Annotated in this window: 17 protein-coding genes, 1 tRNA gene and 1 pseudogene; 10 read left to right on the top strand and 9 right to left on the bottom strand. The window is 69.7% G+C overall.

Going from position 1 to position 17202, the window contains the following annotated elements; genetic code table 11:
• Window positions 1–105: 105 nt before the first annotated feature.
• Window positions 106–1353, bottom strand: coding sequence for a serine hydroxymethyltransferase (gene glyA, locus DVR07_RS09955; RefSeq protein WP_115796894.1), 1248 nt, complete (start codon window positions 1351–1353; stop codon window positions 106–108).
• A gap of 103 nt (window positions 1354–1456) precedes the next feature.
• Between glyA and DVR07_RS09950 the strand changes: the two genes are divergently transcribed.
• Window positions 1457–3559 (top strand): hypothetical protein, encoded by a 2103-nt coding sequence (locus DVR07_RS09950; RefSeq protein ID WP_115796892.1) that lies wholly within the window; start codon window positions 1457–1459, stop codon window positions 3557–3559.
• On the opposite strand, the gene DVR07_RS22510 is transcribed toward DVR07_RS09950, so the two are convergent.
• Window positions 3556–3690 carry a hypothetical protein gene (locus DVR07_RS22510; RefSeq protein WP_255457518.1) on the bottom strand — a complete coding sequence of 45 codons (135 nt, stop codon included), beginning with the start codon at window positions 3688–3690 and terminating at the stop codon, window positions 3556–3558. The genes DVR07_RS09950 and DVR07_RS22510 overlap by 4 nt on opposite strands.
• A gap of 322 nt (window positions 3691–4012) precedes the next feature.
• Between DVR07_RS22510 and tbsP the strand changes: the two genes are divergently transcribed.
• The 5 genes from tbsP to DVR07_RS09925 all read left to right on the top strand — a co-directional run bounded on the left by tbsP (window position 4013) and on the right by DVR07_RS09925 (window position 9219).
• Window positions 4013–4837 (top strand): transcriptional regulator TbsP, encoded by an 825-nt coding sequence (gene tbsP, locus DVR07_RS09945; RefSeq protein ID WP_115796890.1) that lies wholly within the window; start codon window positions 4013–4015, stop codon window positions 4835–4837.
• Between the two features lie 82 nt (window positions 4838–4919).
• Window positions 4920–6695 (top strand): YcaO-like family protein, encoded by a 1776-nt coding sequence (locus DVR07_RS09940; RefSeq protein WP_115796888.1) that lies wholly within the window; start codon window positions 4920–4922, stop codon window positions 6693–6695.
• Between the two features lie 117 nt (window positions 6696–6812).
• Window positions 6813–7757, top strand: a complete 945-nt coding sequence (locus tag DVR07_RS09935) for a hypothetical protein (protein ID WP_115796886.1) — start codon at window positions 6813–6815, stop codon at window positions 7755–7757.
• Window positions 7758–7824: 67 nt separating this feature from the next.
• Window positions 7825–8889, top strand: a complete 1065-nt coding sequence (locus DVR07_RS09930) for a DUF2332 domain-containing protein (protein WP_115796884.1) — start codon at window positions 7825–7827, stop codon at window positions 8887–8889.
• Between the two features lie 156 nt (window positions 8890–9045).
• Entirely contained in the window at window positions 9046–9219 is a 174-nt protein-coding gene (locus DVR07_RS09925; protein ID WP_115796882.1) for a zf-TFIIB domain-containing protein, read from the top strand.
• A 102-nt stretch (window positions 9220–9321) separates the two neighbouring features.
• On the opposite strand, the gene DVR07_RS09920 is transcribed toward DVR07_RS09925, so the two are convergent.
• The 4 genes from DVR07_RS09920 to DVR07_RS09905 form a co-directional block, all read right to left on the bottom strand.
• A complete protein-coding gene (locus DVR07_RS09920) occupies window positions 9322–10449 on the bottom strand; it encodes a DUF63 family protein (RefSeq protein WP_115796880.1) in 1128 nt (375 codons plus the stop codon).
• Window positions 10450–10520: 71 nt separating this feature from the next.
• Entirely contained in the window at window positions 10521–10985 is a 465-nt protein-coding gene (locus DVR07_RS09915; RefSeq protein ID WP_115796878.1) for an Lrp/AsnC family transcriptional regulator, read from the bottom strand.
• A gap of 132 nt (window positions 10986–11117) precedes the next feature.
• On the bottom strand, window positions 11118–11933 hold the full coding sequence (locus tag DVR07_RS09910; protein WP_115796876.1) for an inositol monophosphatase family protein: 816 nt from the start codon (window positions 11931–11933) through the stop codon (window positions 11118–11120).
• 103 nt (window positions 11934–12036) lie between these two features.
• On the bottom strand, window positions 12037–13713 hold the full coding sequence (locus tag DVR07_RS09905) for an MBL fold metallo-hydrolase (protein ID WP_115796874.1): 1677 nt from the start codon (window positions 13711–13713) through the stop codon (window positions 12037–12039).
• 264 nt (window positions 13714–13977) lie between these two features.
• Between DVR07_RS09905 and DVR07_RS09900 the strand changes: the two genes are divergently transcribed.
• Window positions 13978–14061: transfer RNA gene (locus tag DVR07_RS09900), tRNA-Leu, on the top strand.
• 236 nt (window positions 14062–14297) lie between these two features.
• Window positions 14298–14444: a hypothetical protein gene (locus DVR07_RS22075; protein ID WP_165881745.1), complete on the top strand. Its 147-nt coding sequence runs from the start codon at window positions 14298–14300 to the stop codon at window positions 14442–14444.
• A gap of 55 nt (window positions 14445–14499) precedes the next feature.
• Here DVR07_RS22075 and DVR07_RS09895 read toward each other — a convergent pair whose 3' ends face one another.
• Both DVR07_RS09895 and DVR07_RS09890 read right to left on the bottom strand, forming a co-directional pair.
• Window positions 14500–14886 carry a group I truncated hemoglobin gene (locus DVR07_RS09895; RefSeq protein WP_115796872.1) on the bottom strand — a complete coding sequence of 129 codons (387 nt, stop codon included), beginning with the start codon at window positions 14884–14886 and terminating at the stop codon, window positions 14500–14502.
• Window positions 14887–15094: 208 nt separating this feature from the next.
• Complete coding sequence (locus DVR07_RS09890) at window positions 15095–15373, bottom strand: DUF2250 domain-containing protein (protein ID WP_162829503.1); 279 nt, start codon at window positions 15371–15373, stop codon at window positions 15095–15097.
• 107 nt (window positions 15374–15480) lie between these two features.
• Between DVR07_RS09890 and DVR07_RS09885 the strand changes: the two genes are divergently transcribed.
• Window positions 15481–15765: a hypothetical protein gene (locus DVR07_RS09885; RefSeq protein ID WP_115796867.1), complete on the top strand. Its 285-nt coding sequence runs from the start codon at window positions 15481–15483 to the stop codon at window positions 15763–15765.
• A gap of 41 nt (window positions 15766–15806) precedes the next feature.
• On the opposite strand, the pseudogene DVR07_RS22695 reads toward DVR07_RS09885, so the two are convergent.
• Window positions 15807–16524: pseudogene (locus DVR07_RS22695) on the bottom strand (PHP domain-containing protein).
• 158 nt (window positions 16525–16682) lie between these two features.
• On the opposite strand from DVR07_RS22695, the gene DVR07_RS09875 reads away from it, so the two are divergent.
• Window positions 16683–17168: a DUF309 domain-containing protein gene (locus DVR07_RS09875; RefSeq protein ID WP_115796865.1), complete on the top strand. Its 486-nt coding sequence runs from the start codon at window positions 16683–16685 to the stop codon at window positions 17166–17168.
• The last annotated feature ends 34 nt before the right edge of the window (window positions 17169–17202 follow it).

Below are 17202 nucleotides of genomic sequence, written 5' to 3'. Positions count from 1 at the left end.
CGCGACGGTCGCTTCACTCGGGCGACCGGTCGTGTAATCGGAACCTCCGCCGGAGAAATAAGCGCTCCGTCGGTGTAAGAAAGAATACGACCGGGTAAGGCGTGCCTACTCGTAGAGCGGGTTGGCCTCGCAGAGCTCCTGGACCTGTTCGGCCACCTCGCCCTTCACGTCATCGTCGTCGACGTCGTCGACCACGTCGGCGATGAGGTCGCCCACGTACCGGCAGTCCTCCTCGTCGAACCCGCGGGTCGTGAGCGCGGGCGTGCCCGCGCGGATGCCGCTCGTCACGAACGGCGAGCGCGTCTCGCCGGGGACCGTGTTGGCGTTCAGCACGATGCCGACGTCCTCCAGGGCCTCCTCGGCGTCCTTCCCGGTCACGTCCTCGTGGGACTCCCGGAGGTCGACCAGCACGAGGTGGGTGTCGGTGCCGCCCGAGACGAGGCCGAAGCCGCGGTCCTGCAACTGCTCGCCCAGCGCCTCGGCGTTGGCGACGGTCCGCTCGGCGTACTCCTCGAACTCGGGTTCGAGCGCCTCCTTGAAGCCGACCGCCTTGCCCGCGATGTTGTGCATCAGGGGGCCGCCCTGCATCCCGGGGATGACCGCCGAGTCGACGTCGTCGGCGTACTCCTCGTCGCAGAGGATCATCCCGCCGCGGCCCGCGCGGATGGTCTTGTGGGTCGACCCGGTGACGAAGTCGGCGACGCCGACCGGCGAGGGGTGGACGCCGGCGGCCACCAGCCCGGTGATGTGGGCCATGTCCGCGAGGTGGAGGGCGTCGACAGCGTCGGCGGCCGCCTGGATGGTCTCCCACTCGACCTCGCGGGGGTACGCCGAGTAGCCCGACACGATGATGTCCGGTTCGAATTCCTCGGCGTGCTCCCGGAGCGCCTCGTAGTCGAGGTAGCCCGTCTCGGGGTCGACCTCGTACTGCTCGACCTCGTAGAGCTGGCCGGTGAAGTTGGCGTGGTGGCCGTGGCTGAGGTGGCCGCCGTGGGTCAGGTCCAGCGACAGGATCTTGTCGCCGGGCTCGAGCATGGCGAAGTAGACGCCCATGTTGGCCTGGGTGCCCGAGTGGGGCTGGACGTTGACGTGCTCGGCGCCCCACAGCTCCTTCGCGCGCTCTATCGCCAGTTCCTCGATGGTGTCGACGTGTTCGCACCCGCCGTAGTAGCGCGAGCCGGGGTACCCCTCCGCGTACTTGTTGGTGAGGACGCTGCCCTGGGCCTCCATCACCGCCTCGCTGACGTGGTTCTCGCTGGCGATCATCTCCAGGGTGTCGCGCTGGCGGTCCACTTCGGCCTCGAGGGCGTCGGCGACCTCCGGGTCGACGGCGCGGACGCGGTCGTACTCCATGGGAAAAATCGGTGCGTCCCGGAGTATAAGCTTACCTTTCGAGGGAAAGACGCCGGGCGACAAAAATATAAAGTCCCGGTGAGACACCTTGTACAACCCCGACATGATCGAGTGGGAGGAGACGAGTTCTGGGTTGCGCGTGTTCGACCGCACCAAGACGGAGGTCTCGATAGAGACCGACGCGTGGGAGGCGGTCGAGGACGGCTACGACATCGACCGCCCGCTCGACGAGACCCTCTCGGGCCGCGTCTCGGAACTCCGGCTCCCGCCCGCGCTGGTGAAGGCGACCGAACTTCACTCCGGTGAGGAGTACACCCACGGCGGCGACGCCGAACCCCTCGACCTGCCCGACGGGGAGTACCTGCTCAACCTCAGCCTCAACGTGAAGACGTATCTCCGGTTCTCGGGCGGCGCGAGGATCGCGAAGACGTCCGACTACAACGAACTCCACGTCTCGTTTCCGGATCCGGTGTCGGTGACCTTCGGGTTCCGGAGCCACCACGAGGCGCCGGTCGACACGATAACCGTCCCGCCGACGCCCGCGGGCGTGGCGACGGCGGTCACCCACCTCTCGTCGTCCCACAAGGTCACCGGCCCCGACCGGTCGTACCCCACGCTCCGGGGCCACCCGCCCCGCATCGAACTCGGCGACGAGACCGACGTGCCCGACCGGCTCCGCGACGAGCGGTTCGACGTCGGCATCGAACTGGTCGTCCCCGAGCGCTTCGACTACGCGTTCGTGGCGGCCCCGCTCGCCTACTACCTCCAGGCCGAGCTGCGCGTCGAGGACCGGCGCCGGCCGGTGCTCCGGGCGCCCGCGGCGGGCGTCGACCGCGAGTTCGGGACGCTGCCGCAGTTTCAGCACGAGGCGGCCGACCTGCTCCGGCGGACGTTCTTCATGGACTGCCTGGTCCGGAACGCCGGCGAGTACAGCTGGGACCTGGCCGAACTGTCGCTGCTGGACGACGTCGGCGTCGACGCGGCGGCGACCTACGAGGCGTCGCCCGCCGACCAGCTGGCGACGTACCTCGACGCGCCCTTCGAGCGCATCGAGGACGACCTGCCGGAGTGGCTCCTGGCCATGCACGTCACGCCCCGCGCCGACAGCGCCACGTCGCTGCCGTACTTCCTCGACACCCTGAGCCTGATCTACCTCCCGGAGTCGACCGACCTCGAGAAGGACGAACTGCTGAACAAGTCCATCGACGACTTCTACCGCGCGGACCCGTCCCGGGTCGAGCCGCCGTCGCCCGAGCCCGCGCGGGTCCGGAAGGGCCCGGGCCCGGTGCGGTCGGTCGACCGGCGCAACCCGGTGCTCCACGAGGGGCAGGTCAACGGCTGGCTCGCCGAGGGCGTGCCCATCGACGTGTTCAAGGCCGTCCCAGAGGCCTACGAGAACCGGTTCGACTACTTCGACCGCGAGGGCGGCGACATCGACGTCACGGTCATCCTCAACGACCAGGAGATGGTCGACGAGCACGAGACCGTCGCGGCCATCTACGAGGAGCGGGCCGAGCGGATCCCCATCGACGTGACCGTCCACGAGCACCTCTCGAAGGCCGAACTCGCCGACGTGCTGGAGTCCTCTCACGACTTCGTCCACTACATCGGACACTGCGAGGAGGGCGGGCTCAGGTGCCGCGACGGGAACCTCGCGGTCGCGGACTTGGAGCGAAGCAGGGTCCAGACGTTCTTCCTGAACGCCTGCGGCTCCTACTACGAGGGCCGCGACCTCGTCGAGAAGGGCAGCGTCGCGGGCGCGGTGACGTTCACGAAGGTCCTCAACAAGCAGGCCGCGAAGGTCGGGGTCGCGTTCTCCCAGCTGCTCATCAACGGCTACGACATCGCCCACGCCATCCAGCTCGCCCGGCGGCGCATCATGATGGGCAAGGACTACGCGGTGGTCGGCGACGGCACCCACCAGCTCACCCAGTGCGACAACCGGTACCCGACCATCGCCACCCTCGAGGAGGTCGGCGACGAGTACCGGCTGGAGTACCGGAACCTCTCGATGCGAAACATCGGCGGCGTCTACGAGGTCTACCGGGACGGCGACGAGAAGCCCCGGCTCCACGGGACCGAGTCGACGTTCACGCTCGACCGGTCGGAGCTGTTCTCGTTCCTCGAACGCGCGAAAACACCGTTCGTCTACGACGGCGACCTCTTCTGGTCGGAGGAGCTCCTCGACCAGATCGACCGGTCTTAGGGGCCGCTCGTCGCGCCGGTCGCTTCCTGGGTCGTGATACGCACGGCCACCGCGCTGGCGGCGACGAGTGCGTACGCTCCGTCCATCGCTCGCGGGTTGTCGACGAACCACTGCCGAATTTTACCTCGCATAGTTCGATTCTTGTTAATCAACCACACTACTTGATTGTTGCGCATCTTTCATCCGTTAGTACTCGGAGAATAACACCGGAAATCTGCCGTTAAACCTACGCAAACGTGTATCGAATCCGAGACGACGACTCCCCCGTCGCGGTTTCGTCGTTCGGTTTCGACCGGCCGAATCCGGTCTCCCTCCGACCGCCATCGAAACTAAGGTTCCCGGCGGGCTTTCGATTGGAATTGTGTGGCTGACGCCGGAGTACGGGCGCATAATCGCTGATTTCCCCCCGTTACTAACGTTAAAATTAAGTAGGGGTAAAACGTTTGTCGGTACATGGAGACCGAATCGAATTTACTCGACCAGGAAATCGCCGAAATCCTTCGGACGGTCATCGACGGCGCGCCGGACACGCTGCTCGTGGTCAACCCCTCGAAGAACGCCATCGAGGAGCTCATCAACGTCGCCACCGAGTACGACGGCGACCTGCCGGAGCTCCGGATGCTCGCGCAGTCGGGCACGCTGAAGGACGTGATGGAGGACTTCATCGTCGCCAGCAACGCCGCCGACCTCATCGACGCCGGTTCGCTGTCGCTCCGCACCACCGACGAGGTCCCGAGCAACTCGCTGCTGGTCACCGACGAGGTCGTCATCGCGCTCGTGACCGCGGACGACCGCGTGGGCGGGCTGACGGCCGACGACGACGCGTTCGTCTCGGAGGCGTACGACTCCTACTCGGCTCAGTTCGAGGAGGCCGACGAGTTCTCGCTGCGCACGCCGCCGCTCTCGCGCGTCCGCGACACGCTCGGCGACGAGATCAGCCCCGAGGCCCGGGAGGACTTCGACGAGGTGCTGTCCTCGATGGAGACCGCCCGCGGCGACGGCGACGGCCTCGACGAGGTCACCATCAGCCTGCTCGTGGCCGCGAAGAACGAGGCGCTGCTGTACGACATCAGCAAGTGGGGCGAGGACGTCGGCATCGCCAGCAAGGCGACGTTCTCGCGGACGAAGACCAAGCTCGAGGACATGGGCCTCATCGGCACCGAGAAGGTACCCATCGACGTGGGCCGACCGCGCCTGCGCCTCAAGCTGGCCAACGACGACCTGCGCGACGCCGACACCGACCAGCTCGCCAGCGCGGCCCAGAGCCTGCTGAACTGATCGCCGAATCCGATATTCTTTCGTCGGCCGACCGCCGAGCGATAGCACCGCGCTTTTGCCCGCCGACTGCGACCGTCCCGGTATGAGCACACCCACAGTCGGACTCGTCGGCGCGGGGCCGGCGGCCGACGCCGTGCGAGCCGCGCTCGCCGACGCCGGGGCCGACCCCGTCGAGTCGGACCCCGAGCGCGTCGGGGCCGTCGACTTCGCCGCGGTCGTCGGCGAGGCGGGCACCGCCCGGTTCGCGACCGCCGCCCGGTCGGCCCGCGAGGGGGAGACGCCGTGGCTCGCTGTCGAACTCGGCTGCGTCGGCGGGCGCGTCCTGTCCGACGTCGACGCCGCCGTCTCGGGGTTCGCGCCGGCGACCGCCTGCTGGGCCTGCCTCCGAACGCGGGTCGCGGCGAACCGCGAGGGCGAAGATTCTGCGCCGTCGACCGATGACCCCGAAGTTTCCGCCACCGACGCCCGTTTCGCGGGCGCGCTCGCGGGGCGCGAGGCGGCGACCCTGCTCTCGGGCGGCGAGTCGACCGTCCTCGGCGGAGTCGTGGAGGTACCACACGTCGAGCGGACCCTGCTGCCGGTCCCCGGCTGCGAGATCTGCGGCCGGGAGGCGGGCCGAGACGGGAGCAAGAACCCCCAGGGCGACCGGGCGCTCGACCCCGAGTACCGCGATGCTGACCTGGAGGACGCGCTCACCCGCGCCGAGCAGGCCGTCGACGAGCGAATCGGCGTCGTCTCCTCGATCGGCGAGGCCGAGTCGTTCCCGACGCCGTACTACCTCGCCCAGTTGGCCGACACCACGGGGTTCAGCGACGCGCGGGCCGCCGAACAGGCCGCGGGCGTCTCGGTCGACTGGAACGAGGCGCTGATGAAGGCGCTCGGCGAGGCGCTCGAGCGCTACGCCGCGGGCGTCTACCGGACCGCCGCGTTCGAGACCGGCCGACCCGGTGAGGTCGACGGCGCGGTCGCCCCGGCGGCGTTCGTCCGGCCGGACGACTGGACCGGCCCCGCGGCGGACGACTCCCTCGCGTGGGTCGAGGGCCGAAATCTGCACGCCGACGTCCCCGTCCGGCTCCCGGCGGAGTTCGTCCACTTCCCGCCGCCCGAGGTCCGGCACAAGCCCTCCATCACGACCGGCCTGGGCCTCGGCAGTTCGACCGTCGAGGCGCTGCTGTCGGGGCTCTACGAGGTCGTCGAGCGCGACGCCACGATGCTGGCGTGGTACTCGTCGTTCGAGCCGTTGGCGCTGTCGGTCGAGAGCGACCGGTTCGCGGCGCTCCGGTCTCGCGCACGCGCGGAGGACCTCGACGTGACGGCCCTGCTGGTCACCCAGGACGTCGACGTGCCCGTGGTCGCGGTGGCCGTCCACCGCGAGGGCGCGTGGCCCCGGTTCGCGGTCGGCTCGGACGCCGACCTCGACCCCGAGGCGGCCGCGACGGCGGCGCTGGCCGAGGCGCTCCAGAACTGGATGGAGCTCCGGTCGATGGGCGAGGCCGACGCCGCGGGGGCGGACGGCGCCATCGGTCGGTACGCCGACTTCCCCGAGTCCGCCCGCGAGTTCGTCGACGCCGAGACCGCCGTTCCGGCCGGCAGCGTCGGCCCGGCCGACCCGCCGGCCGGCGCGGCCGAACTCGACGCGGTCCTCGACAGGCTCGCCGACGCCGGGCTGTCGGCGTACGCCGCCCGGCTCACGCCCCGCGACGTCGAGCGGCTGGGGTTCGAGGCGGTCCGCGCGCTGGTCCCCGAGGCCCAGCCGCTGTTCACCGGCGACGCCTTCTTCGGCGAGCGCGCCCGCGAGGTGCCGGGCGAGCTGGGCTTCGAGTTCCGACCCGACCGGGACCACCACCCGTATCCGTAACCCGGTCCCAGCTTTCTCCTTCGCGACCGTCTCGCCGCGACGTCTCCCCCTTTTCTTGCCGGTTCTCCGTTCCGAAATCGCAATACACAACAGGGGTCGCCGGACTACTCGGGCGACGTGTACGCGCCGACTCGTGTCACCGGCTACGCCGTGCTGTCGCTGACCCCCGCCGCGCTGCTCGCCCGCGCGCTGGTCGCCGGCGACGCCTCGACCGCCGTCGTCGGCCTGGAGGGCGGGCTGGTCCTCGCCGGCGGCGCCGCGGTGGTCGCAGAGCACGAACGGGTCCTCGGGACGTCTGCCGAACTCAGCTTCGACCGGAAGGACGCCCGCGGCGCGCTCGCGGTCGCCGTCGCGGCGGTCCTCACTTACGGACTGAGCGTCACCGCCGGCCTCGGTCCGGTCGTCGCCTCCGCGCTCGTCGGCCTGGCCGCCGGGCTGTCCGGGACCGACCTCGACGTACCGGCCTACTGCGGGTCGTTCGTCGGCATGGCTTCCCCCGAGCTGTTCCCGTCGGTCGACTACCTCGCCGGAGCGGGGCTGGTGGCGGGCCTGGCCTTCGTCGCCGCCGACCGGTCGTTCGCCGGCGTCGGCGGCAAGCTTGGGACGCTCGCGCTATTCGGGTGTGCGACCGCGGCCGCGCTGACCGGCGCCGATTACGCCGCCGGCAGCGCCCTCCCGTGGACTCGCGCGCCGCTGGTCGTCCCGGTGACGGTCGCCGCCGCGGTCGCGACCACCGTCCTGAGCGTCCGGCTCGACCTGGGCTCGGTGGTCGGCTCGGCGCTCGTCGGACTCGCCGCGGGCCTCGCGGCCGCGACCCTCCCGTTCGTCAGCGGGACGCTGGCCGCGGCCGCGTTCTGTGCGTCGTTCGTCGGGATGTCCTCGTTCGACCGGCTCGCCGGCGAGGCCCGGATCGCGCTCGCCGGCGCCGTCTGCGGGCTGGTCTTCGTCGCGGTCGGGACCGCCTTCGCCGGCGCGGGCGGGAAGCTCGGCACCGTCGCGTTCGTCTCCTGCGTCGCGACCGCGGGCGCCGAGCGCCTGTTCGAACGCACGCTCCGGGCGTAAGCGGCGCGATGGCGGGCCGAGTAGGGTCCGGAGAAACCGCTAAGGCCGGTTGCTTCGAAGGGCCGGCATGGACCGCGCCGACCTCCCCGCCCACTTCGAGTGGTTCGCCGACTGGTGCGTCGGGACCTCCCCGCTGTACGAGCGTCTCGGCCGCGGCGTCGCCGCCGACTCCGACCTGCTCGCGCTCGCCGCCGAGACGCCGGAGGGCCGGTCGCCGGCCCACCTCCTGTTCGCGGCGGTCCACTCCCGCCTGCTCGCGGGCCGCGACGACCCGCTGGCCGACTACTACCCCACCGTCGTCGACGACCCGCTGGACCCGGCAGACGGCGACCCGGTCGCGGCGTTCCGGAGGTTCTGCCTGGCGAACGCCGACGAGATTCGGAACGTGCTGGCGACCCGCCGGACCCAGACCAACAGCGTCCGGCGGTGCGCCGCGCTCCTCCCGGCGTTCGAGACGGTCTCGCGACGCGCGAGTCGCGGGCGGTCCGGCGGCGAGTCGCGCGAACCGCTCGCGCTGGTGGAGGTCGGCCCGAGCGCCGGCCTCAACCTGCTCTGGGACCACTACGCCTACGACTACGGGTCGGCGGGCCGGTACGGCGACGCCGGCTTGCCGGTCCGCATCGAGTCGGCGGTCAGGGCGGGCGACCCGCCCCTGCCCGGGGCGTTCCCGCCGGTCGCCTCCCGTGTCGGCGTCGACGTCAACCCCCTCGACGCGACCGACGAGGCCGACGCCCGGTGGTTACGGGCGCTGGTCTGGCCCGAGCACGCCGAGCGCCACCGGACGCTCCGGAACGCCCTGGGCGTCGCCCGCGAGGACCCGCCGGACCTCCGAACTGGCGACGCGCTCGAGCGCTTGCCCGCGGTCGTGGCCGAGATCCCGGACCACCGGCCGGTCTGCGTGTTCGACACCCAGGTCCGGTACCAGCTCGGCGACGACGAGCGCGAGCGGTTCGACGCCCTCCTCGCGGACCTTGGGACAGACCGCGAGCTCTACTGGGTGTCGGGCGACGCCGCGGCCGACGAGTACGACCAGGCCATCGACCTCACCCTGACGACGGTCGACGACGGACTGCGGACCGAGCGTCTGGGAGTCTACCAGCAGCACGGCGAGTGGATCGCCTGGGATCGATAACGGGTCGCGTCCGGACCGGCCGCGTCGGTGACGGAGGTACCGGGAGCGCGTCGTCCGGCGCCGGTGTCGGTTTAGTGAGCAAGGGTTTTATGACGAGGTCGGACGTACGTGGTAACGTATGTCATTATTACTCGGGCCCGAGAGGGGTGTCCGTCGGTGACCTCGGAGTTCGACCTCGACTGTGCGACCTGCGGGACGTCGCTGACGCGCCGGGAGGTGGCGGGCGAGTCGCTCGGTCTCGGCGTCGCCGACGCGCTCGAGGTGGCGGAGTGTTCGAACTGCGGCGGTCGGTACTTCCCCGAGACGACCCTGGAGCGGCTCGGTACGTAACTCCCCGCGGGACACGGGGGCGCTCGAACTCGACCGGTGAAAACGAACGAGGGGGTAGAACGCGGGGGCAGGTGGTTCGGCGCGGCGGACCGCGAGTCGGTCTCAGACGCCGAACGTCGCCCGGATCATGTCTCGCGTGCCGGGGCCGAGCCCCACCGCGACGATGGCCACGAGCAACAGGATGGCGTATCGCGGGCTCTCCTCGAATATCCGTTCGTCGAACACCCAGACGACCAGCACCGCGGCGACGATCTTCACGACGAGGAACGGCCACGCGGTGCCGACGAGGTCGATGACCGGCTGAGGGAACTGCTCGCCGACGTTGATGAGCGCGCGGTTGACCGGGTGTTTGGGGACGAGGTCGGCCGGCAGGCCGAGCTCCTTCGCCCAGTCGATACCGACGACGTTGGCCACGCCGTCGACCGCGTGGGCCCAGATGACGACGAACCCCATCCGCTCGGTGCCGCGGTTGATCGCGGGTGCGTAGCGCTCGACGGCCTCCCAGGTCAGCAGGGCCACCAGCGTCGCGCCGACGAGCACGACGACCGTGATCTGGGGGTGGAAGGCGACGTTGTCGGTGGTGAACGCCAGCAGGGTCAGGTAGCCGACCGTAGTCGCGAGCAGCGCGGTCCCGACGCCCGCCAGCGGGCGGTAGTAGCTGTCGGTGGTGCCCGCGTTCCGGAGCCAGACGCTCGCCAGCAGCGCCGCCAGCGTGATGGCGAACATCGTGAAGTAGATGATCGGGCTGATGATGAGAGTGTTCCACGGGAACGTGATGGTCGTCTCGGCCGCCGAGAGCCCGTCGAAGGCGTCCTCGACCACGCGCAGTGCCCCGCCGAACAGCATGTACGGGAACAGCGCGTAGAAGAGGCCCCGGTCCTGCCCGACGCCGAGTCGCCGGAGCAGGAAGACGACGCCGACCAGCGCGAGCAGCATCGTGAGCGCGTAGCCCACCTCCGAGACCAGGGTGTAGCCGGGGTAGGCCACCGGTTCGGCCGCCGCGGTGCACGCCGCGGCGTCGTAGAGGTACTCCACCGACCCGTCGGCGTAGGCCGCGCACTGGGCGCTCTTGGCGTCGGCGGCGACCGGGCCCCAGAAGTAGTGCCAGACGAACCCGTAGTAGACGCGCTCGGGGAAGGCCAGCGCGCCGCCGACGAGCGCGACCAGCAGCGCGAGGACCGTCCCGCCCCAGAGGCGCTCGTTGTCCATACCCTCGGTTGCGGTGCTCATGTGTTCCACACTGGAAGCGCGTGGTTTTACGGTTCCGGTCTCGCCACGGACCCGCCGAGCGCGCGCCCGACTCAGGCGTCGCCGCCGTCGACCGGGAGCTGCTCGGTCTCGTAGGGCGTGCCGAGGATGACCATGGTCTGCGAGCGGGCGAACCCGTCCATCTGGGCGATGTGCTCGAACATGAGCTCGCGGAGCTTGTCGGCGTCCTCCGCGAAGACGCGCATCAGCACGTCCCACGACCCGGTGGTGAGGTGGACCTCCTGGACCCCGGGGACGTCCTCGAGGCGGCCCAGGGTGTCCTGCTCCTGGCCCTGTTCGACCTGCAGGCCGACGACCGCCGAGATGCCGTAGTCCAGCGCCTTGGGGTCGACCTTCGCGTGGTACCCCTCGATGACGCCCGCGTCCTCCATCCGGTTGACGCGGTCGTGGACGGTCGCGCTCGACATGTCGATGCGGCGCGCGATCTCGCTGAACGGCGTTCTCGCGTCCTCCTGCAGCGCTTCGAGGATCGCGCGGTCGGTATCATCGAGTTCCATACCTCCCATGAGATTCTTTCAGACTAAATAACCTTAGAATTCACCTCGGCGCGGTCGAGGCTTTCTGTGGTTGCGCGAGCGACACGTTCCGGCATCCGGAGAGGGTGGCCGACTCGGGACCAACGCGGACGGCTACAGCGGGTCGGGGTCGGCCTCCGCGGCGTCCCGGAGCGCGGCCAGGAGTTCGCCGTGGGCCTCGCCGTTCGAGGCGACGATGCTCTCGGAGTCGTGGCGCCACCGGTCGCCCGCCAGATCGGTCACGGTGCCGCCGGCCCGCCGGACCATGTGGACCCCGGCCACGGTGTCCCAGGGGTTCGGGTCGACGGTCGACACCGCGGCCTCCAGCGACCCGGCCGCGACCATCCCGAGGGTGACCTGGGCCGACCCGTACCGCCGGACGTCGCCGAACCGCTCGACCAGCGCCGCCAGCACGGCGGCGTACTCGTCGCGCCGGTCGAACCCCCACCAGATGGTCGGCGCCACGGCGAACGTCTCCGGGTCGGTCTTCTCGCTGACCGACACCGGGTCGCCGTCGCGCCGGGCGCCGTCGGGGCCGGCCGCGAACGTCGTGTCGAGCGCGGGGCAGTCGTTGACCGCCGCGACCGGTTCGCCGTCCCTGACCGCCGCGACGCTGGTGGTCCAGACCGGTATCGACCGGACGTAGTTGTTCGTCCCGTCGATGGGGTCGATGACCCAGGCGTCGCCCTCGTCGGGAACTTCCTTGAGCTCGTCCTCCTCCTCGCCGACGACGGCGTCGTCGGGGTACTCCTCGCGGAGCACCTCGATGACCCGGCGCTGGGTCCGGCGGTCGGCCTCGGTCACCACGTCGGTCTTCCCGGACTTCGTCTCGACGTCGATTCCCCGTCCGTAGCTCTCGGCCGCGACTCGGCTCCCCGCGCTCGCGGCGCGCTCGGCGGCCGCGAGGCGGTCCTCGGCGTCGTCGGTCATGTGTCGGTGGTCGCACGTCGCGGGAAAAGCGCTGTCGGTTCCGGGTCGGACCGCCGGCTCCGCAGCGGGGCCTCGCCTCTCGCTTCGGCCGGGCGACGCCCGGCTACTCGCCGCCGGACCCGGTCGGCTCGCCGCCCGCGGCCGAGTGGGCCTCGTCGCCCGCTGCGAGGTCGCCGTTGAGCGTCGCGACGCCGCAGTCGATGCAGAGCGCCACCTCGCCGCCGTCCCGGACGGTCCGGCCCTCGGCGTCCGACCCCGACCGCCGGACGTGGCGCTCGGAGTCGACCGACACCGACTCCCCGCAGTCCGCGCAGGCGGTCGTTCCGTCTTCGTCCGCGGTCGGGGGCGCATCCTCGCCCGCGATCGGGGCGGCGTCGGACCCCTTCCCGGGGGTCACCACCCGGGTCGAGTCGGTCTCCGTCACCTCGCGGCCGTGGGCGTGGAACGACCCGAGGCAGTTGTAGAGCCCCCGTTCGTAGATGTCGGGCTCCTTGCTGATGCCGACGTGCGAGCCGATCTTCGCGTCGGCCCAGTAGGCGCTGTGGGGCCCCTCGAACAGCCGCTTCAGCAGCCGGGGGTCGACCTCGAGCTTCACCCACGCGTCGTAGTCGTCGGTGTCGGCGTCGGCGAGGAAGCGGTAGCCGCTCCCGTCCATCGAGAGCTCGAGGGTGACGCCCCCGACCAGCGGCAGCAACACCGCGGTGTCGGTGCTGTAGCCGATCTGCTCGCGCTTGTCCTCCAGGTTCCGGTACGCCGCCGGTACGTACGCCCGGAGCTCGCCCAGCGTCGGCGTCGGGTCGGCCTCGTAGTCGAACTCCCGCTCGGCGAGGACGTTCTCGACGTACTCGCGCTTCTCCTCCTGGTCGACAGGCTCGAAGGGCGCCGACTTCTCGCCGGTGGCGAGGTCGACGTGCTCGCCGGAGTTGAGGAAGACGCACTCCGAGTCGTCGGGGGCGTGGGCCTCGAAGAACGCCTTGGCCTTCTCTCGCGGCGGGTTCGCGGTGTACTCGTTGAGGTCGGCGAGGTCGCCGGCCAGCACGTACTCGCCCGCGAACGGCATGTAGTAGTCGGGCTCGAAGAGGTCGAGGAAGTTGAGCGCGAGCTCGTGCTTCTCCTGGATCACGCGGTCGCGCTCCCGCAGCTTCTCCTCGTGAGTGTAGTTGGTGACGGCCTGCGGGTAGAACTGGGCCGCGCTGTACTGGTGACACAGCATGTCGACGTGGCCGTACTCGTCCTTTATCTTGCGACAGCTCGATTCGGCGATGGGGTACGGGCAGTCGTTGGTGTTGACCAGCGTGAACTCGCCGTTGTCGATGACCGCCATCGAGTCGACCTGGGTCGACCCGGTCTCGTCGGCCTCCTCGTCGTACCACGAGCAGCCGAAGAAGTTGCCGCAGAGCTCGGGGTCGCAGCCGTCGGCCGCCAGGATGTTGATGTACATTCCGTCCTGGAGGTGGGTGCGCTCGCCGTGGGGGAGTTCGGTCACCTCGAAGCCGAGCCCTTCGATGGCGTCCTTCAGGTAGTCCCACCGGTAGTCGTGGACGAGCACCGGGATGTCCGAGTCCATCCGCTTTAGCGTGGTAGGGTCGAAGTGGTCGGGGTGGATGTGGGAGATGTAGATGTAGTCCACATCGTTGAAATCTTCCGGCTCGAAGTCGGGTTCGGGGTAGTGGGCCCACGAGCCGTAGTAGGCCCCGTCGACGAGCCACGGGTCGCAGAGTATCTTGGTGTCTTCGTCCTCGACCAGGACGGCGGCCGATTCGAGATACGTGACTTCCATGTGAACGCTGGTCAACACGTTCGCTTTTCGTTATACGCCTCGTACGCTCGCGTTTCGGACTTCCCAGGGTGGGTCTAAGCGACTCCCCCGTCCTACTCGCGGCGCCTACCGTCGCGTAGGCGTCGCCTACTCCCGGCGCCGTACCCGAAATCTAGTTCCGAAGGTGGTTCCGGTACCGGCTCGCTCCGACACCGCAGGAGGTTTATATACTTCCCGCTGTAGGACCGACTGCCGGGCGAAACCCCGCGACGACGCAGACCGCGTGCGAGGGTAGCCAAGCCTGGAAACGGCGGCGGACTCAAGATCCGCTCCCGTAGGGGTCCAAGGGTTCGAATCCCTTCCCTCGCATCGCAAGCGTGGCTTTGCCACGTTGGATGTGCGCGGTATCGCCGCGCCAAGATGCAGAAGACGCCCTCACGGGGCGCTCTTCCCTCGCAACACTTCACTTCCGAGGCGACAGATTCCGCGGAGTCTCGGCCACGTCCGGGGCGGCGGTTGCCGGTCCCACTATCCGTCTGACGCTTCGTCTGATTCGAGTGGAACGGGTGGAGAAGAACTAAGTAACTGGCCTGGGAGTCCCGGCTATGGGGACCCGCACCAAACACGCACGGGCGCGGACTGGGGCCGTCGAACATCTCGAAAGCGCGCTGGAAACCGACGATCCGACCGAGAAGAACTTCCACCTGAAGCAGGCGTTGCAGTTGCTCGACGTCGCATCCCGCGAGGCATAGGGAGCACGGGGGTTCGAGGTCGGTCGGCGACCGCACGCTCGGGCGGTCGCCCGACTTAACTGGTGGGTGTACTCGCCGAGCGTCCCTCCACGATTTCGGGGCGCAACTCCTCGACGTCGGCGAGCACTCGCTGACGGTCCTCGTCGGCGACTTCGTTCTCGGCGAGCGCGGTCTCCAGGTGGTCGGCGATGACGTCGAACTCCGCGTCCGTGATGCCCATACCGGGGTGGGCCTCTTGCATGTCCCGACCGGAGTACTCGACCGGGCCGCCGGTCACCGCGGCGATGAACTGGACCTGGTGGGCCCGCAGTTCGGTCGTGTCGCTGTCCTCGAAGTGGTGGACCACCCGCTCGTCGCTCAGGACTCGGTCGTAGAAGTCGTCGACGACGCTCTCGACCGCGTCGCGACCGCCGAGGCGTTCGAACACAGTCTCGTCGTTCACACCGCGACTTCGAGCGGGATTTAAAAGTGACTTCGGGCCGAAAGATAATCGGTCGGGCCATTCGGAACCATCTCTCGGTCTCGTGATTCGAAGGACGTGTCGCCGGGGCCGCGGCCATTCCAGAGCGACTTCGCGAACTGCTTGTCGTGAGCGACTGCGGCGCCGCCGGCCGCAAGGAAGAAGGACCCTCCAACGGTAGCCCAGACGGCTACGCGCCGTCCGGGACGTCGCCGAGCGTCAGTTCGCCCGCGAGATACCCCTCACCGCGGTCCGTGAGTTGGTAGACGGCCTCGCCGGTGACCTGCTCGAGCAGCCCGTACTCGACGAGGCACTGGCACCGCCCGTCGACGTAGTCGAGGTGCATCCCGAGCCGGTTCGCGACCAGCGGGATGTACTCGGGCTGGCTCCGCTGGAAGTACTCGAGGATGGCGGTGTCCGCGCTGTGCATCCAGTCGGGCGTCTGGCTCTCGGCGTCCACGGTACGCACACGCAAAGGGTGGATTTTTAACTATAAAACATTAACGACGGTGCCGGCTGTCGGTCCCGCTCCGCCTCCGCGTCGAATTTAACTCGGGCCGCGTCGTCGGTCCTGCGATGCACTGGGAACGACGGCGTGACCTCGAAGGGGGCAAGGAACTGGGCGTCTGGCTGCTCGTCGACGACGACGGCGTCGACCGGGAGCTCTACGTCGAGAGCCACGAGTACCGCGGGGACGACTTCGACGTGTACACGACCGGCGGCGACGACGAGTGGAACCACGAGGGCGAGTTCGAGACCGGCGAGGAGGCGTTCGCCCGGGCGCTCGAGATACTCGACGAGAGTCCGCATCCGGTGGCGGACGAGACCGCCGATTCCACCTCGTCAGAGAGTGCTGGCTGAAGGCGGAATCCGGGCGTCGTCCGGACGGTTGACGCCCGACGTCAGTCGAACAGCCGGACGGGCTCGGCCTCCCGGTCGGCGAAGTGCGATTCGAACGCCCGGGTCCGCTTCCGGATCTCGTCCGGGGCGTGGGAGTCCGACCCGGTGACGAACTCGACGCCGCGCTCCCGGAGCGCCGCCCGGAAGTCGGGCGCCGGGTGGTACTCGCCGTACTCGCGGAGCGCGCGTCCGGCGTTGAGCTCCGGCACCGTCGCCGATCGCCGGAACGCGTCGGCCACCATCCGGTGGTGGTCGGCCGTGGCGTACCCCCGGAGTTCGGGCGTGCGCTCGGGGAGGTCGAGGTGGGCCGCGACGTCGAACAGCTCCGACTCGACGAGCGCGACCAATCGCTCGTAGTAGTCGTCGACGAACGCCCGGCGCTCGCGCTCCGACAGGTCCGCGAAGGGCGCGCTGCGCTGGACGTTCGTCCCACCGACGCGGTGGACGCTAACCGATGGCGTAGTCGAAGTCGGCCTCGTCGAGGAACCTCGCGATGGCCGACTCGTCGCGGGGGTCGTAGTCGAGCTCCACCGCGTCGTAGATGCGGAGGTCGTACCGTTCGCGCAGCGACTCGATGGCGTCGCGGCGGAGGGCGTACGTCCGGTCGAGGTTGATACCGTGCTCACGCTTGACCGTCCGGAGGCGCTCGCGCTCGGCGACGTTGCAGTGGTCGGCGAACCCGACCGCGTCGAGTCCCGCGTCGGCGGCGGCGTCGAGCATCCGGGGCAGCCGGGTCCCGTCCGAGTAGTTCGAGTGGACGTGGTAGTCGTGGCCGACGGTCACGGCTCCACGTTCGGGTTCGGGGAGCGTATCTGTTTGGGTCGGCGCGGTTCTGACGGTCCGACGACGTTACCCGGCTCCGCCCCGTGGTGTCCCGCATGGACGAGCACACCCGCGACGAGTCGGTCGGCCCGCCCCGCTCGGGGAGCCCGACGGGGTGGCTCCCGGCGGCGGGCCACTGGGAGCACGACACGCTCCGGCGCGCGACCGCCCACGGCGTCAGGCTGTTCAACGCCGGGGAGTTCCACGAGTCCCACGACTGCTTCGAGGACGAGTGGTACAACTACGGCAGCGGGACCACCGAGTCGAAGTTCTGCCACGGGATGGTCCAGGTCGCCGCGGGCGCGTACAAGCACTTCGACTTCGAGGACGACGGCGGGATGCGGTCGCTGTTCGAGACCGCGCTCCAGTACCTCCACGGCGTCCCCCGCGACTACTACGGGGTCGACCTGCTCGACGTCCGCGAGACGATGACCCGGGCGCTCGACGACCCCGGGGTCCTGGAGGGCTGGCAGATAGAACTCGACGGGACGCGTCCGGTGGGCGACGAGTCGGACGTCGCCTACGCCGAGTCGCTGGAGTGAACCCCGTATTTTCTTGCACTTCTCGCCGCCGGTT

This window comes from Halorussus rarus, from assembly GCF_003369835.1.
Lineage (GTDB): Archaea > Halobacteriota > Halobacteria > Halobacteriales > Haladaptataceae > Halorussus > Halorussus rarus.
This window is presented reverse-complemented; position numbering and strand designations above follow the sequence as displayed.